This is a genomic window from Cedecea sp. (genome assembly GCF_036500665.1).
Lineage (GTDB): Bacteria > Pseudomonadota > Gammaproteobacteria > Enterobacterales > Enterobacteriaceae > Cedecea.
Window position 1 is genome coordinate 13770 of record NZ_DASYBS010000142.1, and the last position, 21568, is coordinate 35337.

Genomic DNA, 21568 nt, shown 5'->3' on the forward strand with positions numbered 1-21568 from the left:
ATTAACTCTGCTGAATATTCAGCGCCCGACGCGTTCGGCCTGAGCTGAGGTAATCCGCAATATAATCCTGAGAAATTTCCCCGCTGTAGCGGCCATCTTCATCGGTGATCGGCATCCAGACCATATTGTGCTCGTAGAGCTTCGACAGCACGATACGCAGGTTTTCTTCCGCTCGCCCGGTTACGCGGAACGGGTGAATCAGATCGGAGCAGGTTCCGGTTGCGCCACGCGCTTCACGACGCTTAACGAAGCCCAGCGGTTTACCCTCGCCGTCAACCACCGTAATTGAGCGCATGTCGTTATCATCCATGGTGGCAAAGGCTTCTGCCAGCGGCGTGGATTCACGTGCGGTAATGGTCGGCTGCTGGTCGGTAACGTCACCTGCCTGCACCAAAAGCAGGCGCTTAAGGGTGCGGTCCTGGCCGACGAACGATCCCACAAACTCATTGGCCGGTTTTGCCAGCAGTTCATCCGGGCTGGCGCACTGGATGATTTTACCCTGGCGGAATACCGCAATACGGTCACCCAGCTTCAGCGCCTCATCAATATCGTGGCTGACCAGCATCACCGTTTTTTTCAGCTGACGCTGCATATCCAGAAACTCGTTCTGGATGGTTTCGCGGTTAATCGGGTCAACCGCGCCAAACGGTTCATCCATCAGCAGCACCGGAGGATCGGCCGCCAGGGCGCGGATCACGCCAATTCGCTGCTGCTGGCCGCCGGACATTTCGCGCGGGTAGCGGTTAAGAAAACGGTTGGGGTCGAGCGCCACCATGCTCATTAGCTCGCTGGCGCGCTCTTTACAGCGGGCTTTGTCCCAGCCCAGCATGCGCGGCACGACGGTAATGTTTTCTTCGATCGTCATGTTCGGGAACAGGCCGATTTGCTGGATAACGTAGCCGATATTACGGCGCAGGGTGACGGTATCCAGGTCGTTAGTGTTCTGGCCATTGATTAGAATATTGCCGCCGGTCGGTTTTATCAGGCGGTTAATCATCTTCAGGGTGGTGGTCTTGCCGCAGCCGGAGGGGCCGAGCAGCACGCACATTTCCCCTTCGGGCACGTTCAGGCTGACGTTGTCGACGGCGTTAAAGGTCTGACCGTTTTTCTGTACAAATTGTCGTGTGAGGTTTTCAAGTTTTATCATTATTAACTCTCCTTTGAATACGGCTTCACGGCGTGGTTACCACTTCGTGAAATGCAGCTGCAGGCGATGCAGCAGCCAGTCGAGCACGATGGCTAACAGGCAGATCATCACCGCGCCGGCAATCAGCATGCGGATGTCGCTCCCGCCGATGCCGTTGAGCAGCAGCAGACCCAGGCCGCCTGCGCCGATGACGGCGGCAATCGCCATGACGCCAATGTTCATGACTACGGCGGTGCGGATGCCGCCAAAAATCACCGGCAGCGCCATGGGAATTTCCACCCAGCGCAAGCGTTGCCAGAATGTCATGCCGATGCCGCGTCCGGCTTCACGCAGCCCCGGTGGAAGGCTGTCCAGCGCGGTGTGGGTGTTGCGCACAATCGGCAACAGGGAGTAGAGGAACACCGCCGTGACGGCAGGCACCACGCCAATACCCTGACCGATCAGCGAAAACAGGGGGATCATCAGGCCAAACAGCGCCACGGACGGAATGGTCAGCAAAATCGTGGCAAAGCCCAGAATCGGCGTAGCAAGCCATTTATGGCGCACGATAAGAATGCCCAGCGGCACGCCGATGATGATGGCCAGGCCGACGGCAATCAGGACTAACCAAAGGTGGTGCAGGGTAAGAGAGCCAATATACCCAGCATTATCAATCATATAATGTAACGTTTCCACGATACCTCCTTAGAGCAAGCCTTTCTGCTGCAGGAATTCACGAGCGACCTGCTGCGGGGTTTCATGGTCGATATCAACTTTGGCATTCAGGGTTGTTATCACCTCATTATTCAGCTCGGACGAAAGGGTGTTCAGCGCCTCCTCAAGCCCCGGATGCGAGTCCAGCACGTCTTTGCGCACGACGGGCGTGACAGCGTAACTTGGGAAGAAGCCCTTATCGTCCACCAGCGCTTTCAGGTCAAAGCCCTTCATACGCCCGTCGGTGGTGTAGATAAGCCCGGCATCGACAAAACCGTCGCGGATGGCGTTATAGACCAGCCCGGGGTCCATCTGGCGGATCTGCGGGCGGTCCAGCGGCATGTTGTAAACCTGTTGCAGAGGCTTCAGGCCGTCGCTGCGTCCGGCGAATTCGAGATCCAGGCCCAGCATCCAGTTATGTTTCGGGTCGGTCTGGCGAATATGTTCGATGCGTTCTACCAGCTGCGACATCGTGGTGATGCCTTCTTTTTCTGCCCGCTCACGCTTCATGGCGAAGGCGTAGGTATTGTTCATCTCGGCCGGTTTCAGCCAGACGAGGCCCAGCTTTGCATCCAGCTTTTTGACCGTGTTGTACGACTCTTCCGGCGTCATTCGCTTATTAATATGGTTGAAGATAATCAGCGAGGTTCCGGTGTACTCCCATGTCATATCAATCTGTTTGTTGATCATCGCATTACGGGAAATCACCGTCGCGATGTTGGTCTGGGGCGTAACCTGAAAGCCTTTTTTTGCCAGATACTGCGTGGTGATGGCCGACAAAATATGCTGCTCGGTAAAGCTTTTGGTGGCGAGAATCAGCGGCGCGGCCTGGGCCTGTGAGGCAATAAGTGATGCCGCGGCAAACGCCGCCGTCAGCACGCGTGAAAGCAGTCTCATAAACGCTCCTTATTGTTGTTATTTAGCGGTATGGGGGCTCAGCGCCCGGCCCAGGCTGGCGAGCGCCAGGTCAAGGATCAGGGCGAACAGTGCCGTCGCCACGGCCCCGAGGATCAGCGTTGGGAAGTCGTTCAGGTAAATTCCCGGGAAGATAAGCTCGCCGTAGCTGCTCGCGCCGATAAGAAAGGCCAGCGGCGCGGTACCGACGTTGATTGCGGTGGCAATACGTACGCCGGAAAGCATCACCGGCCAGGCGTTGGGGATTTCAACCTGGCGTAGCCGCTGCATTTTGGTCATGCCAATACCGTTGGCGGCCTCAATAAGCGATGCGGGGACGCTGCAAAGTCCGGCATAGGTATTACGTACGATGGGAAGCAACGAGGCGAGGAACAGGGCTATAATGGCCGGTTTGTCGCCGATGCCGATGATCACCATCGCCAGCGCCAGCACCGCAAGCGGCGGCAGCGTGTTGCCGATGTTGAAAATTTGCATCACGTACTCAGCCCAGCGGCGAGCCGCAGGTCTGCTCAGCAAAATCCCGCTGGGTATACCAACCAGCAGGGCGAGTGCCATAGAGCTGAAGACCAGAATTAAGTGTTGTTGCCCGAGGTAGAGTAAATCGACCTGGCGGGCTTTAAGGGTATCGAGGCCAATGCCCCAAACCAGTAGACCGAGCACTAAAATAAGCGCAAGCAGTCCGAGCAGGAACCGTGTTGCGAAGGATGCGTTTTGCATTGCAGTGTGTCTCCCTGTGTGCACGCGTTATCGCCGCCGGAGGGGCAGCCTGTTGTTATGCCATGTGTCGGCAGGGTGTCTGGAGCTATAGCAACGCAGCGGGGAGGATTCCAGTTTTGGCGACAATTAAGTGGCTAATGGTTTAGCAGATAAAGTAATGCCCAGACCTTATGGGTTCTGGGCTGGAAGAGAAAAGTAAAGATTTGTCTTAAAAATGTTAACATGAAGTGACGTTGTCACATTTGGTGGGGGGGATAAACCGGCGTTTTTTCAGAAAACCGGCGCTACCCGGCTTCCTGAGAGCCCAGGATTCTTAGAAGAACAGTTCTTTGCTGGCGACGGGCGTCAGCATGCCGTGTTGCCAGCCTGAAAGGGTGAGGCGGGTAAGCTCGGCAAGTCCGCGATAGAAATCATTAGCGGCGTTTTCGGTTAGTAAATTCAGATAACGCGTAGCCCAGGGAAGCAGGTGCCACGCAAGCAGTTCATCGAGCTGCCGCTGTTGCCCCTGTTCGGCAAGCCAGGCCGCCAGCATCAGCATTAGCCCAAAATGATCTTCAGGCTCGTTTTGCTCCGTTTGTGGGGCAAAGCCCTGCGCGCGCATCCACTGGCGAAGCTCAAGCATCGAGTCGCCAAACAGCACGTTTTCTTTATCCAGATAGACAGAACCCCAGGGCGGCGCGGGCAGCGCGTACGGGCCAATAAACAGGCGCTGATATTCTTCGCCTACCGGCGTGTCGCTGTCCGCCAGGCCTGTGGCCATCATCGAGGCTATTTCCGCAAGTTCGGGAGCCTGTACCGGCCATTCTTTTACCCACTCAGGGGCTGAGAGCATCCCGAGAAGCGAGGCACTGTCCGGATGGTCAGGGGCATGATAAAACAGGGCTCCGAGCACCCGACCGCTAAGGGCTACCGCCGACAGGCGTTGTTGTTCAGAGGTCATGACTGATTCCTTCTTAGATCTTTTTAATCTCAACGAGATTGGTGTGCTGCGGGTTGCCCTTTGCCAGCGGCGAAGGGCGGTGCGTGGTCAGCGTATTGATGCAGGCCCCGTGGTCGATTCGATCGGCCCCCATATCGGCGTCGTGCCAGGCGCCCTGGCCCATTGCGGCCACGCCAGGCATGATACGCGGCGTGACTTTTGCTTCAATATGAATCTCTCCGCGTCCGTTAAACACGCTGACCTTGTCGCCGTTGGTGATGCCGCGCCGTTTGGCGTCGAGCGGGTTAATCCAGACCTCCTGGCGCGCGGCAGCCTGCAACACGTCAATGTTGCCGTAGGTTGAGTGTGTTCTGGATTTGTAGTGGAAGCCAAACAGCTGGAGCGGAAACTCGCTGCGCTGCGGAGAGTCCCAGCCTTCAAACGTCGAAGCATACACCGGCAGCGGACTGATAGTTTCGTCTTTTTCGAGCTCCCAAGTGGCGGCGATATCGGCCAGTTTGCTGGAATAGATTTCAATTTTCCCGGACGGCGTTTTGAGTGGGTTAGCCTGAGGATCTTCACGGAATTTTTTGTAAGCCACAAAATGGCCCGCCGGATCTTTACGCTTATAAATGCCCATTTTACGCAGGGCTTCATAGGCCGGAAGCGCCGGGTCTTTGGCCAGCATTTTAGCGTACAGATACTGTAGCCACTCGCGCTGGGTTCGCCCTTCCGTAAAAGCCTGATGCACATCGGCGCCCAGCCGTTTTGCAACCTCACTCATCATCCAGTAGATAGGCTTGCGCTCAAACTTAGGCGCGGTCGCGGGCTGGATGAATATCAGGTAGCCCATATTGCCCGCGTAATCGTTAGGAATGATGTCCTCCTGCTCGACGGTCATCAGGTCCGGCAGCAGAATGTCGGCGTACTTTGCCGAAGAGGTCATAAAGTTCTCGATCACCACAATCATCTCGCACTGCTTGTCATCCTGCAGAATGGCGTGGGTCTTATTGATGTCGGAATGCTGATTGATGAGGGTATTGCCCGCGTAGTTCCAGATGAACTTGATCGGGACGTCCAGCTTCTCTTTTCCCCGCACGCCGTCGCGCCTGGCGGTCATTTCCGGGCCACGGGTGATGGCGTTCGTCCAGCTAAAGCAGGAGATCTGCGTTTTTACCGGGTTTTCCAGCACCGGCATACGTTCGATGGTGATGGTATAGGTAGATTCACGCGCGCCGCTGTTACCGCCGTTAATCCCTACGTTACCGGTCAGGATCGGCAGCATAGCGATGGCGCGTGAGGTCAGCTCGCCGTTAGCCTGGCGCTGAGGGCCCCAGCCCTGGGAAATGTACGCGGGTTTGGCGCTGGCAATCTCACGCGCCAGTTTGATGATTCTGTCGGCCGGAATGCCGGTAATGGCGGAGGCCCACCGCGGGGTTTTCTCAATGCCGTCGTCGCCTTCACCGAGAATATAAGCCTTATAGTGGCCATTACGGGGGGCATCGGCCGGCAGGGTTTTCTCGTCGTAGCCGACACAGTACTTATCCAGGAAGGGCCGATCGACCAGATTTTCGCTAATCATTACGTGGGCGAGACCCGCCACAAGCGCCGCGTCGGTGCCGGGACGAATGGGGATCCATTCATCTTCACGGCCTGCGGCCGTGTCGGTGTAGCGCGGGTCGATAACGATCATTCGGGCATTTGAGCGCTCGCGGGCTTGCTCAAGGTAATACGTGATGCCGCCGCCGCTCATGCGGGTTTCCGCAGGGTTATTACCGAACAGAACGACCAGTTTGCTGTTTTCGATATCCGACGTGCTGTTGCCGTCATTGCTGCCGTAGGTATACGGCATCGCGCAGGCGATTTGAGCGGTGCTGTAGGTGCCGTAATGGCTCAGAAAACCGCCGTAGCAGTTCATCAGGCGAGCCACCAATGAGGCGTAAGGGGACGAGCGGGTAATGTTCCCGCCGACTACGCCGGAAGAGTAGTTAATGTAAACCGCCTCGTTGCCATGTTTTTCGACGGTTTGTTTCAGGCTGGCGCTGACGATGTCCAGCGCTTCGTCCCAGCTGATGCGTTCAAACTTGCCTTCGCCTCGGGCGCCTACGCGCTTCATCGGGTAATTCAGGCGTTCGGGATGGTTGATCCTGCGGCGAATAGAGCGCCCGCGAAGGCACGCACGCACCTGATGATCGCCATAGGTATCCAACCCGGTATTGTCCGTTTCAACCCAGTAGACCTCTTCGTCGCGAACGTGCAGCCGCAGGGCGCAGCGGCTGCCGCAGTTAACCGAACAGGCGCCCCAGACAACTTTGTCTTTGATTTCCGGCGACAGGGCGTCAGCGACCGCGGCTGCCGCGTTACGCATGCCAAAAGGCAGTGAAATGCCGCCAGCGGCGAGCGCCAGGCCGCCAATTGCAGAAGATTTTACCAGGCTACGGCGGCTAATCCCGCCTGGATGATTGAGGTTCGACATCGCGCTCTCCATGACTTTTTGTCGTGTGGAAGACGTTATTATTTGTGTTTTGAGTTTTGGTGATTGCTAAGGCTGCCCGTCAGAGGGCGCCGGGGGAGAGTGTTACTTAATTAGGGGTAGGCGTTATTAACGCCAGTCAAAGTTGCGGCAGTTGAGGCAAATTAGATGAAGGAAAGCAGGGTGCCTGGCACCCTGCCAACGTTTATTGCGGTTCGTTTTCCGGCGCGGCGCCGCCAGCAATGCGGGTATAGACAATTTTTTGCGTATCGTTAGCGCAGTGACCAACGACCTGACCGCCGGCTTTGTCCGCCTGATCGTTCGGAACGATGGTGAGTGAGAAACCGGACTCCGGCACGCCGTTATTGATAATTTTCTGCTGAATGTCAGCTTTTACCTTTTCGCAACTGCCCTGTGCGGACAACGCCGGGGCAGCTGCGATCAGCAGTATCGTGCTTAACCAAACGGTACGTTTCATCATCTCTTCCTTATGTTGAGGTGAACGATAAGCTTGATGTCAAACGGCCGAAAAACGTGGTTTTCGGCCGTTTGGGGCAAACCAGAAAACATTATTCATTGTTTTTATTAGACCATAAGCCGGACTTAAAGAAACAATGAACATTGCCGTTACCCTTTCTATAAGAATAGCGCTTTTAGTGTAAAGTGTTGTATTTGCTTATATCATGTTGTGACATGAAAACAAGAGAGCGCCAAAACGTGAAGAAAATCATTATCCTCGGAACGCTGGCTTTAGGGCTGGCCGGGTGTGACAACTCACAGTCGCCGCAGGCGTACTCGCCGGAAATGGCCAGTTTTTCTAACGAGTTCGATTTCGATCCTATGCGCGGCCCGGTCAAAGACTTTAGCCAGACCTTGATGAATGCGCAGGGCCAGGTCCTGAAAAGAGTCAGCGGCGTATTGTCAGAGGAGGGCTGCTTTGACAGCCTGGAATTCCACGATCTTGAGAACAACAGCGGTGCAGCCTTAGCGCTCGACGCTAACTACTATGTTGATGCTATCAGTCGTGAAAAGCGCGTAAGGCTGCAGGGTAAATGCCAGCTAGCGGAGCTGCCTGCCGCGGGTATCAGCTACGACACCGATGACAATGATTTCGTGACGACCGCGAAGGGCAAAGATGTCCTGGTAACCTATCGGTACGACAGCGAAGGCTATCCGCTGGGGAAAATCACTAAGTCGAAAGACAGCGAGCTTGCCATCGTGGCAAAAGCCGGCGTCGATAAAAAGAAAAAGCTGGATTACAGCGCGGCCACCACCCTGAACGGTAAAACCGTCGGCGCGGTTAAGCAAACCTGTGATTACGACCGCCATTTTAACCCGCTGTCCTGCGACCTGGAAATGACGGATGACTCAGCCACGCCGCCAACCGTTACGCACTACACCATTAAAAATACGGTGGAGTATTACTGATAGCGGCTGGTTTATCGGGAAACCTGCCGTGTCGTATTGCAAGGATTGAAGGCGCCTTCTTTCTTCGCAATACTTTGACAACGTCCCAGCGCAACGTTACAACCTTGCCATCCTTTACCGATTAAGGCTCTTCTCGTGGCTCAGCGCCTTGTCCCGATCCTCCGTTCATTACTGCTCTGTTTATGCCTGGGATTATGGCTGCCTCAAAGCGCGGCGCGCGCGGCGCAACTCACCGCGGCCCTTGAGCAGTTCAGCACGGCGTTAAGCCATGCCGTTCCGGCAGCGCAGGTGCCGTTGCAAACCCTGCAGCAGCTGGATGTGGCCTTGCTGAAGCCTGAGTCGATGTACCCTCAATTTCAGTCCTGGTCACTGGCTGACCTGACGGTGCTGTATCAGCTTGATAAACGCTGCGTGAATAATGCCTCATTGCCAGCGTCCGTGCTGCCCTTTGTCCGGGCGCTATGCCAGCAAGAGAGACCGTCTGCCGCCTGGTTCAGGGCTAATCCCATCTACCCTTTAGGCGGAAGCAGCGCGTGGCACTATATATTACGCCACCCTGACGCGACCGCAGCGTTAAGAAGCTCGCTTCACGTGCGGGAGAGGCCTGACGATCTGGGCGGCGTGGGGACGTTGTCCGATAACAATCTGGACGCGCTGCTCGGCGGCCAGCAATGGCTGCTGCAAAAGGGTGAGCTGTGGCACCTCAGCCGCCAGCAATGGCAGCGTTATGACGCTCAGGTCTGGCAGCCCCTGGCAAATCAGGCCGGGATCAAGCTGGTGAATGCCGGGGGGCGCTGCGATCTACGGCTGGGGGCGCTGTGCGCTAATGCCAGTGAGGGCTACCGCGACCTCTGGCGCTGGCTGTTTGCTCTGTTGACGGTTTTTGCCGCGGTGGGGCTTGCGTGGATGGGCTGGCAGCGCCGCCGCTTACGCGAACGGCAGCGTTTTATTACGCAAATGCTGACGCATGAACTGCGCACGCCTATCGCTCAACTGAGCAATGTCGTTGAGCATTTTCGCCGCGACTTTGATCGGCTTCCCGAAGGGGCACAGCTTAATTTTGTCGCGCTGGCCAACACGCTTCAGCGCATGCGCCAGATGGCCGAAACCAGCAAGCACTATCTGATAGCAGAGCATCAGCGCGAGGCGCTGGAAACGCCAACCCAGGTACTGCTCAGCGAATGGCTCGATCATCTTTGTGCTGACCGGGACGGCCTGACCTATTGCCTGGCAGAGGATATGACCGTTGGCGTCGCGCTTTACTGGAGCAGCCTTTGCCTGACGAATTTATTGGATAATGCGTTTCGCCACGGCGTTCCTCCCGTGCGTTTGACGGTACGAAAAAGCAAAACTCAACTGCTTTTCCAGGTGAGCGATGGCGGTACGATGAGCAAAAATCCGCTGCTAAACGCACGCCGCTTGCGCTGGTCAGACAGCAGTCTTGGGTTGGGGCTAACCATCGTTCAGCGGGTCTCCCACCGCCTGAACGGCCGGTTAACGTTCAGCCCTTCACCAACCACCTTTACACTGGAGCTTCCCTGTGATGCCGGTTAATGCTTATTCGCTGCTACTTATTGAAGACGATCGGGTGCTGGGGGAAGGGCTGGCGGCGTTTTTACAGCAGGAAGGGTTCACCTGCCGCTGGCTCCGTACCGGCGAACATGTGCTTGATTATTGGTATCAGGCGGATTTGGCTATCCTCGATCGTCAGCTTCCCGAGGGAGACAGCCTGCGATTACTGCCGCAATGGCTTGCGAAAAAAGCCCTGCCGGTGATTGTACTGACGGCAAAAGTGAGCGTCGAAGAGCGGGTTGCCGGGCTTGAGGCCGGCGCGCGGGACTACCTCAGCAAACCTTTCGCTCACGTCGAGTTGCTGGCACGCATCCGGGCTCAGCTTCGCCCGTTAGGGGAAGGGGTTCTGGTTTGTGGTGAACTCAGTTTGCTCCCGGCGCGGCAGATTGCATTGTGGCAGCAAAAGGAGGTGTCGCTTACGGCAACGGAGTTTGCGCTGCTGGCGATGCTGATGCAGATGGCCGGACGCGTGTTCACACGCGATGAGTTGTTAAATCAGGTCTGGGGGTACCAGCATTTTCCGTCAACCCGAACGGTGGATACGCATATTTTGCAGTTACGACAGAAGCTGCCTGGTTTGCCAATCGCGAGCGTGCGTGGTATTGGCTACCGGTTGGATCTGCCGCAATGAAACGATGCCTGTTAGCCGCTTTCATCATCGCGCCGCTAAACCTTGACGCCGCGCTACCACAAACGCCGCTGGAGCCGGTTTATCATCAGCTGTTTAACCAGCGCGATGATCTTGCCATCGGCCAGTTGATTGACGTCTGGCCGCGGCTGAATAGCCAGGCACAGCGCCAGGCGTGGAAGGAGGCGCTCAATGCCGTGGTCAGCAAGCAATGCGGCAAAGACCTTCCGCCGGCGGCGCCTGCGTGGCTTGATGGCATAACGTTAACGTTGATGCAGCGAGATATGCCGCTCAGCCGGATTTATCGTCTTACCCTGAGCGGCAAAAGTTACCGCCATGACCTCAAGGTTTCGCTGCAACTACCGGGCGGTAACGAGGTGCTTTCCGCAATACCGGTACAGTACGAACCAGAAAGTGAATTTCGCGTCGAGAGTGAGGAGTTTAACCAGCCGCTGAGTGCGGGCGTCTATTTGCTAACCGTCTCAAGCGACGGCCAGCAATGGCAGCAACCTTTGGCCTTACAGGGTATCAGCGGGCTGGGACAAATCCAGCTGCATGGCCGCACGATTATCCTTAAGGCACCGCACGTTGCGGCAGCGTGCCCGGAGCCGTGGCTTGAGCAGTCGTTGCTTACCCGCGTCGACTATAACCAGATTTGGTGGTCGCGAAGCGACAAGATGCTGCTGACCCCCTGGCCCGCGCAGCCTGCCGACAACGTCTGGGCAACGGTTGCGGTGGTGAGCGCGGAGAATCGTGGAAGCGTAGCCGTACGTACTGAACATCGCCTTGCCGGACCATTGTCCACTCTGCAAAAGTAACGGCCGCGGGACTATCCTGACATTCCTCTGACAAATGCCTTCCGCTAACCGACAATAATGCTGTCTCTTCCGTTACTGAGGCATTTGCCATGAAACTTAAAGCACTTTTGGCGGGGCTGGTTTTGATTTCCACCTCATCGTTTGCCGTTGACAGCATCGCTTTCTGGAACTCTCCGCAGCACGGCGGTAACAGCTTTAACCGTCTGCCGCCTGACCAGGCCTATTTTTCTGCCCTTAAGGGTTACGGTGCGACCTGGGTAAGGTTGTCCTGGGATAAATGGCAACCGGCGCAGCGTGATTTTTTGATAGGGAACGCCGACAGCTATCAGGGGCTGATGAAACAGGATCTTAAAACGCTAAAAGAGACTCTGGAGCGGGCCCATGCCGCCGGGCTCAAAGTCGTGATTACGCCGCTTTCGCTGCCCGGCATGCGCTGGGCGCAGAACAATAATGGTCAGTTTGATGACCGACTGTGGCAGGACAAACGCTACTGGCAGCAAAGTGCGCAGTTCTGGCGCGACCTGGCTGAGCAATTAAAAGATAACCCGGCCATTGCAGCATATAACCTGGTTAACGAGCCTGCACCCGAGAAGCGGGGAGGGTTGCCGGAACATGCTTCGCTCGAGGAGATGAAGACCTGGTATAAAGCGCATCAGGGTACCGCGCGCGATCTGCCGGCATTTTATCAAACCGTGATCAAAGCGATACGTGAAGTGGATAAGACTACGCCTGTCATGGTAGATAGCGGCTGGTATGCCGCCGCCGACAGCTTCAGCTACTGGCCCACCGCTTTAAGCGACGGCCGCGTACTCTACAGTTTCCACATGTACGAACCCTACGATGCGACCAGCGCACCAAACTTCAAACGTCTCAAACCGTACGCATATCCCGGCGTCGTACCGTTTGGCGGTAAGCAAGAGGAGTGGAATGGCAGCCGCGTTGCCGGGTATCTCCAGCAGCCGTTCTGGTGGGCTAAGCAGCGTGGGATTGCAGAGAATCGTATGGTGGCCGGTGAATTCGGCTGTATGCGCCAGCTGGCCGGCTGCCGTCAATATCTTGAGGATGTTCTCAGTGCGCTGGATAAAACGCAGGCTCACTGGGCATTTTACAGCTTCCGGGAGGATGCCTGGGATGGGATGGACTACGAGCTGGGAAAAAGCAAAGTGCCCTGGGCGTACTGGAAAGCGATTGATGAGCATAAGCCGGATAATTTACCGCGCCATGCAACGCCTGAGTTTGAGCCGATAAGCCGTCGCCTGGCGCAGTCAATACGCTGAAATAAGTGTTACGCATTAGAGGTTTTTGATGATTATTTTGAATCGTATCTGCTAATTCGGTGATTTTAACCGGCTTTATTATGCTATGTTTTTTCACAGGAATTCCTATAGCGGCAATGAGGCAGGATGAGCAGCAAACTCGATCACTTTATTCAGCAGGCCGTTAGCGCGGTGCCCATCAGCGGCACCTCGCTAATTGTGTCTTTGTACGGCGACGCGCTGGCCCATCGCGGCGGTGAAATCTGGCTGGGTAGCCTGGCGGCGATGCTGGAGCCGTTGGGCTTTGGTGAGCGTTTTGTGCGAACGTCGCTTTTTCGTCTCAATAAAGAGGGCTGGCTCGACGTGGAGCGGGTGGGGAGACGCAGTTTTTACCGCCTGACGGAAATGGGCCAGAGGATGTCGCGCCGCGCTGAGTCGAAAATTTATTGCGCCGGGCAGCCCGCCTGGGACGGAAAATGGCTGCTATTGCTTTCTGAAGGCCTGGAAAAAACCACGCTGCAGCAGGTGAAAAAACAGCTTGTCTGGCAGGGGTTCGGTGCGCTTGCGCCAAACCTGATGGCTTCTCCTTCGCAAAATCTGGCGGACATTCAAAGTCTGCTGCATGAGGCGGGCGTTGCTGAACAGGTTATCTGTTTTGAGGCCGAATCTCCTCTGCAAGCGTCACGCGCGGCGCTGAAATCCCGCGTGGAAGAGTGCTGGCTGCTGACCGATAAAAATGAACGTTACGCCGAATTTATTCACTCCTTCCGGCCGCTGCTGCCGCTGCTGCGCGAGGCGGGTGGCGACGAGCTTACGCCGCAGCGCTGTTTTCATATTCAGCTGTTACTGATCCATTTCTACCGTCGCGTGGTGCTCAAAGATCCGCTGTTGCCGGACGAACTTCTGCCGCCGCACTGGCTGGGGCAGAGCGCCCGCCAGCTGTGCATTAATATCTATCAGCGGGTTGCCGCCGGGGCGCTTGCATACGTCAGTGAACTGGGCGAAACCTCGGTCGGCGATTTGCCTGCCCCGGTGAGCGGCTACCAAAAGCGATTCGGTGGACTCAACCCATAAGTTAAGGAGCCCGTATGTCCGTTTATCAGATTGATGGCCTGACGCCGGTCGTCCCGGAAGACAGCTATGTTCACCCGACAGCGGTGCTGATCGGCGACGTTATTCTTGGTCACCGCGTCTACATCGGCCCCAATGCCAGCCTGCGCGGGGATTTTGGGCGCATTATCGTTGAAGATGGTGCTAACGTGCAGGACAACTGCGTAATGCATGGTTTCCCCGAGCAGGATACCGTTGTTGAGCAGGACGGCCATATCGGCCACGGGGCTATTTTACACGGTTGCCGCATCGGTAAAAATGCGCTGGTCGGCATGAACGCGGTGATCCTGGACGGTGCGCAGATTGGTGAGAACTCGATTGTCGGTGCGGCGGCCTTTGTGAAAGGTAAAGCCGAGTTTTCGGCCAATACGATGATTATCGGCAGCCCGGCGAAAGCGATACGTGAATTAAGACCGGAGGAACTTGCCTGGAAAAAACAGGGGACGAAAGAGTACCAGGATTTGGTGATCCGCTGCCAGCGAACGATGCATCAGGTTGAGCCGCTGCGAGAGGTAGAGGCGGGGCGTAAACGTCTGGTGTTTGAGGATTTGCACCAGCCTAAGAAAAGCGGTTAATTCCCCTCACCCCGGCCCTCTCCCCCAAGGGGCGAGGGGGAAAACAGGTTTGGAGAATATTGTTTATCCCCTCTCCCTTCCAGGGAGAGGGTTAGGGTGAGGGTCAGTCACTCCAGGAAAAAATCTTACGCAGCAACGATGCTGTCGATTGCCGCTTTCGCGTCAGTCTGTGCTTTAGCCGCCACTTCCGGACCGTAACCAAAACCTTCAGCAAACACGTAGTTCACGTCGGTGATCCCGATGAAGCCCAGGAACACGTTCAGGTAAGGCACCAGCAGATCGGTTGGGGTGTCTTTGTGGATCCCGCCGCGGCTGGTCACAACCAGGGCACGTTTACCGGTCACCAGGCCTTCAGGGCCTTTCTCGGTGTAACGGAAGGTGACGCCAGCGCGAGCCACCAGGTCGAAGTAGTTTTTCAGCTGGGTCGGAATGTTAAAGTTGTACATCGGCGCGTTGAACACAATCACGTCGTGCGCTTTCAGTTCGGCAATCAGCTCATCAGACAGCGCGAGTGCTTCCTGCTGGCGCGGCGTCAGCGCAGCATCGGAAGGGCGCAGAGCTCCAACCAGTTCACCGTCCAGCACTGGAATTGGGTTTGCCGCCAGGTCACGAACGGTGATTTCGTCAGCGCTGTGTTTTTCACGCCATTGTTCAACAAAATAGTCGGACAGCTGGTTGGACTGAGAGTAACCTGCCAGGATGCTGGATTTCAGAACTAATACTTTGCTCATGGGGTGATTCCTTAGTGTTTGGTCAGTCGGACAATATGCCCGTTCGCTTGGACTTACTCTATTCACAATCTGATTACAGAGATAGCGCAATATATCGAACCCTATATTCGAATTTATTGAACAAGGCGTTAAAAACCGGGGTGTGATAAAATAGCTGAAATCAACGCCGTGACTTATCCGGTTGTGCCCGGTAGCGAAATAACGATAGATAAAATGGAAATGACGAAACCCTCGCTGTCCTCTTTGTTTGCCCGTCTTGACGGGCTGATGCTTCGCGACAGACAACGCTTTTCTCGCCGTCTGCACGGTGCGAAGAAAATTAAAAATGCTGATTCTCAACAGGCCTTATTCGACACGTTGGCCGCAGAAATAGACGCCGCGGCGGGTAAAGTGCTGCTGCGCGAAGCCGCGCGCCCGGCGATTACCTATCCTGAAAACCTGCCCGTCAGTCAGAAAAAACAGGACATTCTGAACGCCGTGCGCGACCATCAGGTGGTGATCGTGGCGGGTGAAACCGGCTCAGGGAAAACCACCCAGCTGCCGAAAATTTGTATGGAGCTGGGGCGCGGTGTTAAAGGGCTGATCGGCCACACTCAGCCTCGCCGTCTGGCGGCGCGTACGGTGGCAAACCGTATTGCGGAAGAGCTGCAAACCGAACCCGGCGGCTGCGTAGGCTATAAGGTTCGTTTCTCCGACCACGTCGGCGACAACACGATGGTTAAGCTGATGACGGACGGGATCCTGCTGGCGGAAATTCAGCAGGACAGGCTGCTGATGCAGTACGACACCATCATCATCGATGAAGCCCACGAACGCAGCCTGAATATCGACTTTCTGCTTGGCTACCTGCGCGAGCTGCTGCCGAAGCGCCCCGATCTCAAGATCATTATCACCTCGGCGACCATTGACCCGGAGCGCTTCTCGCGCCATTTCAATCATGCACCAATCATTGAAGTGTCTGGACGAACTTATCCGGTGGAAGTGCGCTATCGCCCGATGGTCGAAGATAACGACGATACCGACCGTGACCAGCTGCAGGCCATTTTTGATGCGGTGGACGAGCTTGGTCATGAAAGCGCAGGTGATATCCTGATCTTCATGAGCGGCGAGCGGGAAATTCGCGACACCGCAGATGCGCTAACGAAGCTGAATTTGCCGCATACCGAAATTCTGCCGCTCTATGCTCGCCTGTCCAACAGCGAGCAGAACCGCGTTTTCCAGTCCCACGTTGGGCGGCGCATTGTTCTGGCGACCAACGTCGCGGAAACCTCGCTGACCGTGCCGGGCATCAAGTACGTTATCGATCCGGGCACGGCGCGTATTAGTCGTTACAGTTACCGTACCAAAGTGCAACGCCTGCCGATTGAGCCGGTTTCCCAGGCTTCGGCCAACCAGCGTAAAGGCCGCTGCGGTCGCGTGTCGGAAGGGATCTGCATTCGTCTTTACTCCGAGGACGACTTCCTGTCGCGCCCTGAGTTTACCGATCCGGAAATTCTGCGAACCAACCTCGCGTCGGTCATTTTGCAGATGACGGCGCTGGGGCTGGGTGATATTCAGGCGTTTCCGTTCGTTGAGGCGCCGGATAAACGCAACATCCAGGACGGTGTCCGCCTTCTGGAAGAGCTGGGCGCCATTACCAGCGATGAAGATCATAGCGTTTACAAACTGACGCCATCTGGTCGCCAGCTTTCACAGCTGCCGGTCGACCCGCGCCTCGCCAAAATGGTGCTGGAAGCGCAGAAATTTGGCTGCGTGCGTGAGGTGATGATCATTACCTCCGCGCTGTCCATTCAGGATCCGCGCGAGCGCCCAATGGATAAGCAGCAGGCGTCGGACGAGAAACACCGTCGTTTCCACGATAAAGAGTCGGACTTCCTGGCCTACGTGAACCTGTGGAACTACCTCGGCGAGCAGCAAAAAGCGCTCTCTTCGAATCAGTTCCGCCGCCAGTGCAAGCTGGACTTCCTTAACTACCTGCGCGTTCGCGAATGGCAGGATATCTACACCCAGCTGCGCCAGGTGGTGAAAGAGCTTGGCCTGCCGGTGAACAGCGAACCGGGTGACTTCCGCTCGGTGCATTCGGCGTTGCTGACGGGACTCTTGTCCCACATCGGGCAGAAAGACACGGAAAAACAGGAGTATACCGGAGCGCGAAACGCTCGTTTCTCCATCTTCCCTGGCTCCGGCTTATTTAAAAAGCCACCGAAGTGGACGATGGTGGCCGAGCTGGTGGAAACCAGCCGCCTGTGGGGGCGCATCGCTGCCCGTATCGATCCAGAATGGATTGAGCCGCTGGCGCAGCACCTGATTAAGCGCTCCTACAGCGAGCCGCACTGGGAGAAAGCCCAGGGCGCGGTGATGGCGCAGGAAAAAGTCACGCTTTATGGCCTGCCGATTGTGGCAGCGCGTAAGGTGAACTACAGCGACATTGACCCGGCGCTGTGCCGCGAGCTGTTTATCCGCCACGCCCTGGTGGAGGGCGACTGGCAAACCCGTCACGCTTTCTTCCGCGACAACCTCAAGCTGAGGGCGGAAGTCGAAGATCTTGAGCATAAGTCTCGCCGTCGTGACATCCTGGTAGACGACGAAACGCTGTTTGAATTTTATGACCAGCGCATCTCCCATGAGGTGATTTCCGCGCGCCATTTCGATAGCTGGTGGAAAAAGACCCATCGCGAAACGCCGGATCTGCTGAATTTCGAAAAAAATATGCTGATCAGGGAAGGTGCGGAGCAGGTCAGCAAGCTGGACTACCCGAACTTCTGGCACCAGGGCAACCTGAAGCTGCGCCTGACCTATCAGTTTGAACCGGGTGCAGATGCTGACGGGGTGACGGTACATATCCCGCTGCCGCTGCTTAACCAGGTTGAGGAAGCCGGTTTTGATTGGCAGATCCCGGGCGTACGCCGTGAACTGATTATCGCCCTGATCAAATCTCTGCCGAAGCCGGTGCGCCGCAATTTTGTGCCGGCTCCTAACTATGCGGAAGCGTTTTTAGGCCGGGCTACGCCGCTGGAGCTTCCGCTGCTGGACAGCCTTGAGCGCGAATTCCGCCGTATGGCGGGCGTCACGATTGACCGGGAAGACTGGCACTGGGATCAGGTGCCCGATCATCTGAAAATGACCTTCCGCGTGGTGGACGAGCACAACAAGAAGCTTAAAGAAGGTAAAGACCTCAGCGAGCTGAAGGGCGGCCTGAAAGATAAGGTTCAGCAGACGCTGTCCGCGGTGGCGGACGACGGTATCGAGCAGAGCGGTTTGCACATCTGGAGCTTTGGTTCACTGCCGGAAAGCTATGAGCAAAAACGTGGCAACTACCGGATGAAGGCCTTCCCGGCGCTGGTGGATGAAAAAGAGAGCGTGGCGATTAAGCTGTTTGATAACCCGCTTGAACAGCAACAGGCGATGTGGCGTGGCCTGCGCCGTCTGCTGTTGCTGAACATTCCATCGCCGGTGAAATACCTGCACGAAAAGCTGCCGAATAAAGCCAAGCTTGGCCTCTACTTCAACCCGTACGGCAAAGTTCTGGAGCTTATCGACGACTGTATTTCCTGCGGTATTGATAAGCTGATTGCGCAAAACGGCGGGCCGGTCTGGAGCGAAGAAGGGTTTGCCACGCTGCATGAAAAAGTGCGCGCAGAGCTGAACGACACGGTGGTTGAGATTGCCAAACAGGTCGAGCAGATCCTTACGGCAGTATTTAACATCAACAAACGGCTGAAAGGGCGCGTGGATATGACCATGGCGCTTGGTCTGTCTGATATAAAAGCACAGATGAGCGGCCTGGTTTACCGAGGTTTTGTGACCGGCAACGGCTATAAGCGCCTCGGCGACACGCTGCGTTACCTGCAGGCTATCGAGAAGCGACTGGAGAAAATGGCTATCGATCCGCATCGCGATCGTGCGCAAATGCTGAAAGTGGAAAGCGTGCAGCAGGCATGGCAGCAGTGGTTGAACAAGCTACCGCCGGCCAGCCGCGAGAACGAAGAGGTGCAGGAGATCCGCTGGATGATAGAAGAGCTGCGCGTCAGCTATTTTGCTCAGCAGCTGGGAACCCCGTATCCTATTTCCGATAAGCGTATTTTGCAGGCGATGGAGCAGGTAGCGCTTTGAGTTTCGTAGTATCCCGTATGTAAGCAACGCGACTTTTCCGTTCACCTTTAGAGCCGTTTTCCTTGCAAGCTAAGCAAACAGTGAACGTGTCATGGGGAATTACGCCATTCCCCCTGACAACCCCCGGCGCCCGGCGAGCTCATCGCCGCTGAAGCGGTAAACCCACCGGCAATCACCCAAACATTCGGGGTCGTTCCCGACAGCTCAACCCCGCCTGAGTTGGGTCATAACCGGGGGCGCTGAGAGCCGGGGACAAGGGCGTGGCTGTTGAACCGGAAGCGATTGTGATGTTCAGCATGGCTGCGGGTTTAAAGCGCGGCACGGTTCCGGCTTAAATCGCCTCGGTTTTCTCTCCGACTGGCCAGGGTCCGGGCGTCGGGAACGGCCGGAGGCTGAGAGCGTCGGGAACGCATCTCAGCCGACCCAGGACTGGGAGATAAAACGGAGGTCTGCCGCTTCAGCGGTCGATTTATTTGGCCGGGAGTCCGGGGTCTCGGGGGAATGGCGGTGATTCCCCCGAGTCGTTCACCGTTGCGGTGGCTGCATATAAAACAGGACTGGAAGTGAACGGAACTTCATCCGAGTAACATGTGGATTACAGTAAGACACTCACCCCCAGCCTTCCTACAGTACCCCGCTATACACCACCGGCCCCGTTGGCTGACCGGTCGGTGAACCGCCCTGCGGCTCAAGGCTAATGGCGATCGTCACACCGCGTGACAACGTCACGCTACCGTTGCTCACCTGCGTCACTGCTTTGCTGTCCAATAGCCCGAGAGATACTGGCTTCGCGCCGACCGGAATGGCCCACAGCTGCAGGCTATTGCTGGCGGAGACGGAAGCCAACTGTAGCGGCGTGAGGCGCAGCGTTGTACGATCGCTGTCGGCGCTGACCAGCCACTGCCCCTGCTGGCTGCTGCTGTTAAGCACCATAAGCGGCGCAAGTTCTGGCGTTTTGGCGCTGAAATACGGCACCAGCGCAACGGCGGCAAGCCCGGCGGCGAGCGCCCAGCCAAGGTAGTTCCAGCGCCAGCGGGAACGCACGACGACGTTACGCTCAGGCGGCAGGCTAAGCTGAATTTTCTTCCAGACGGTTTCCGGCGGGGGTTGCGGTTGGATCCAACTGTCCAGCCCGCCGAGCAGGGTTTGCCAGCGGCCCACGAGCGCAGCAAGCTCCGGCTCGGTCTGGAGACGCTTTTCGAATCGCAAACGCGCACTGCCGCGCAGCGTACCCAGCGCGTATTCAGAGGCCAGTGCGTTATCTCTTTGTTGGCTGCTGTTCATAGTCCGACGCAATCCTTAAGGTGATCCAGCGCCCTGCGGATCCAACTTTTTACCGTGCCGAGCGGCTGCTGTAACCACTCGGCGATGTCGCCGTGGGACATGCCCTGATAGTAGGCCAGCACCACGCTTTGCCGCTGTTCGCTGCTGAGTCCTTCCAGACAGCCACGCAGGCGCCCTGCCTGCTGTTCGTCACACCAGCCGTTGTCTGCTTCGCTTTCCATATCGACGGCGTTATCGCTGAGTTCTTCTTCCTGGTTTGCCGCGCGGGATTGCCCGCTGCGCAGCCAGTCGATGCAGCGATTGCGAACAATATGGGTCAGCCAGGTCACGGGAGCGCTTAACGCGGAGTCGTAGCCAGAAGCCCGGTACCACACCGTAAGAAATGCATCATGCAGAATTTCTTCCGCCCATGCCCGCCGCTGAACGGTGCGCAGCGCGACGGCAAAAAGATGGGGCGAAGTCAGACGATAGAGTTGTTCAAATGCGCGGCGGTCGCCTTCAGCAACCGCCTGCATCAGTTTTACCTGCTGTTCTACCAGAATTTTATCCATATTTTTCTCGACCAGGCGACAGGCCTGAATCGAGTATAGACACTCACTTCGGCATCAGTACGGTATCAATAACGTCAATAACGCCATTTTTCTGGTTTACGTCATAAGTGCTGATATTGGCAATGTTGCCTTTCGCATCTTTAATTTGAATATTGTGTGGCCCGTTATTCATAAACCACAGCGGTTGGCCGTTCACGGTTTTTAATTCTGCGCTCCCGCCGCCCTGCTGGATTTTTTTCTCCAGCGCTTTCATGTCATATTTCCCCGCGACCACGTGATAGGTCAGGATGCTGGTCAGCGTGGCTTTGTTTTCCGGCTTGATCAAATTGCTGACCGTGCCCGCAGGCAGTTTGGCAAACGCGGCATCGGTTGGGGCAAAGACGGTAAATGGCCCTTTGCTCTGTAAAGTATCCACTAAACCAGCGGCCTTCACCGCCGCGACCAGCGTGGTGTGATCTTTGGAATTCACGGCGTTCTCAACGATATTTTTTGACGGATACATCGCTGCACCGCCCACCATCACGGAATCATTCGTCATTGAGGCAATGCTCAGCGTACTGAAAAAAGCGGAGGCGCACACGGCGGAAGCAAAATACTTGTTCATGTTGAATTCCTCAATTGTGGGGAGCAAGAGAGTT

The 21568-nt window shown here is 56.3% G+C and carries 19 protein-coding genes; 8 read left to right on the forward strand and 11 right to left on the reverse strand.

The window, feature by feature from the left end; translation table 11 throughout:
• Position 1: 1 nt before the first annotated feature.
• From osmV to VGM55_RS23340, 7 genes are all read right to left on the reverse strand, one after another.
• A complete protein-coding gene (osmV, locus tag VGM55_RS23310) occupies positions 2 to 1147 on the reverse strand; it encodes an osmoprotectant ABC transporter ATP-binding protein OsmV (RefSeq protein WP_154185803.1) in 1146 nt (381 codons plus the stop codon).
• 36 nt (positions 1148 to 1183) lie between these two features.
• On the reverse strand, positions 1184 to 1822 hold the full coding sequence (gene osmW / locus VGM55_RS23315; protein ID WP_331636883.1) for an osmoprotectant ABC transporter permease OsmW: 639 nt from the start codon (positions 1820 to 1822) through the stop codon (positions 1184 to 1186).
• Between the two features lie 9 nt (positions 1823 to 1831).
• A complete protein-coding gene (locus VGM55_RS23320) occupies positions 1832 to 2737 on the reverse strand; it encodes a glycine betaine ABC transporter substrate-binding protein (RefSeq protein WP_154185801.1) in 906 nt (301 codons plus the stop codon).
• An 18-nt stretch (positions 2738 to 2755) separates the two neighbouring features.
• Positions 2756 to 3472, reverse strand: coding sequence for an osmoprotectant ABC transporter permease OsmY (gene osmY, locus VGM55_RS23325; protein ID WP_154185799.1), 717 nt, complete (start codon positions 3470 to 3472; stop codon positions 2756 to 2758).
• Positions 3473 to 3785: 313 nt separating this feature from the next.
• Positions 3786 to 4412, reverse strand: a complete 627-nt coding sequence (dmsD, locus tag VGM55_RS23330; RefSeq protein ID WP_331636884.1) for a Tat proofreading chaperone DmsD — start codon at positions 4410 to 4412, stop codon at positions 3786 to 3788.
• Positions 4413 to 4425: 13 nt separating this feature from the next.
• On the reverse strand, positions 4426 to 6867 hold the full coding sequence (gene ynfE / locus VGM55_RS23335; protein ID WP_331636885.1) for a selenate/tellurate reductase subunit YnfE: 2442 nt from the start codon (positions 6865 to 6867) through the stop codon (positions 4426 to 4428).
• A gap of 202 nt (positions 6868 to 7069) precedes the next feature.
• Positions 7070 to 7342, reverse strand: coding sequence for a DUF1161 domain-containing protein (locus VGM55_RS23340; RefSeq protein ID WP_154186299.1), 273 nt, complete (start codon positions 7340 to 7342; stop codon positions 7070 to 7072).
• A gap of 239 nt (positions 7343 to 7581) precedes the next feature.
• Between VGM55_RS23340 and VGM55_RS23345 the strand changes: the two genes are divergently transcribed.
• The 7 genes from VGM55_RS23345 to paaY all read left to right on the forward strand — a co-directional run bounded on the left by VGM55_RS23345 (position 7582) and on the right by paaY (position 14251).
• Positions 7582 to 8292 (forward strand): YnfC family lipoprotein, encoded by a 711-nt coding sequence (locus tag VGM55_RS23345; protein WP_331636920.1) that lies wholly within the window; start codon positions 7582 to 7584, stop codon positions 8290 to 8292.
• Positions 8293 to 8427: 135 nt separating this feature from the next.
• Positions 8428 to 9846 (forward strand): DUF3404 domain-containing protein, encoded by a 1419-nt coding sequence (locus VGM55_RS23350; protein WP_154185790.1) that lies wholly within the window; start codon positions 8428 to 8430, stop codon positions 9844 to 9846.
• Positions 9836 to 10495, forward strand: coding sequence for a response regulator transcription factor (locus VGM55_RS23355; RefSeq protein WP_154186297.1), 660 nt, complete (start codon positions 9836 to 9838; stop codon positions 10493 to 10495). Before VGM55_RS23350 ends, VGM55_RS23355 begins: the two co-directional genes overlap by 11 nt.
• Positions 10492 to 11310, forward strand: coding sequence for a DUF2861 family protein (locus VGM55_RS23360; RefSeq protein ID WP_331636887.1), 819 nt, complete (start codon positions 10492 to 10494; stop codon positions 11308 to 11310). The genes VGM55_RS23355 and VGM55_RS23360 overlap by 4 nt, the downstream gene beginning before the upstream one ends.
• Before the next feature lie 89 nt (positions 11311 to 11399).
• A complete protein-coding gene (locus tag VGM55_RS23365) occupies positions 11400 to 12587 on the forward strand; it encodes a glycoside hydrolase family 5 protein (RefSeq protein WP_154185786.1) in 1188 nt (395 codons plus the stop codon).
• 126 nt (positions 12588 to 12713) lie between these two features.
• The gene (gene paaX, locus VGM55_RS23370; RefSeq protein WP_331636889.1) at positions 12714 to 13640 is read left to right on the forward strand and encodes a phenylacetic acid degradation operon negative regulatory protein PaaX; all 927 of its coding nucleotides are present in this window, start codon (positions 12714 to 12716) and stop codon (positions 13638 to 13640) included.
• A 14-nt stretch (positions 13641 to 13654) separates the two neighbouring features.
• Positions 13655 to 14251, forward strand: a complete 597-nt coding sequence (gene paaY / locus VGM55_RS23375; protein ID WP_331636890.1) for a phenylacetic acid degradation protein PaaY — start codon at positions 13655 to 13657, stop codon at positions 14249 to 14251.
• A 125-nt stretch (positions 14252 to 14376) separates the two neighbouring features.
• Here paaY and azoR read toward each other — a convergent pair whose 3' ends face one another.
• Positions 14377 to 14982, reverse strand: a complete 606-nt coding sequence (gene azoR, locus VGM55_RS23380; protein WP_008459208.1) for an FMN-dependent NADH-azoreductase — start codon at positions 14980 to 14982, stop codon at positions 14377 to 14379.
• 213 nt (positions 14983 to 15195) lie between these two features.
• Between azoR and hrpA the strand changes: the two genes are divergently transcribed.
• The gene (gene hrpA, locus VGM55_RS23385) at positions 15196 to 19095 is read left to right on the forward strand and encodes an ATP-dependent RNA helicase HrpA (protein WP_331636891.1); all 3900 of its coding nucleotides are present in this window, start codon (positions 15196 to 15198) and stop codon (positions 19093 to 19095) included.
• Between the two features lie 624 nt (positions 19096 to 19719).
• Here the strand turns inward: hrpA and VGM55_RS23390 are convergent.
• Genes VGM55_RS23390 through VGM55_RS23400 form a run of 3 tightly spaced genes read right to left on the reverse strand, consistent with a single transcriptional unit; the run spans position 19720 to position 21534 of the window.
• On the reverse strand, positions 19720 to 20379 hold the full coding sequence (locus tag VGM55_RS23390) for an anti-sigma factor (protein ID WP_154189249.1): 660 nt from the start codon (positions 20377 to 20379) through the stop codon (positions 19720 to 19722).
• Positions 20376 to 20930, reverse strand: a complete 555-nt coding sequence (locus tag VGM55_RS23395) for an RNA polymerase sigma factor (protein WP_331636892.1) — start codon at positions 20928 to 20930, stop codon at positions 20376 to 20378. The genes VGM55_RS23390 and VGM55_RS23395 overlap by 4 nt, the downstream gene beginning before the upstream one ends.
• 43 nt (positions 20931 to 20973) lie before the next feature.
• Complete coding sequence (locus VGM55_RS23400) at positions 20974 to 21534, reverse strand: fasciclin domain-containing protein (RefSeq protein WP_154189251.1); 561 nt, start codon at positions 21532 to 21534, stop codon at positions 20974 to 20976.
• Between the last annotated feature and the right edge of the window lie 34 nt (positions 21535 to 21568).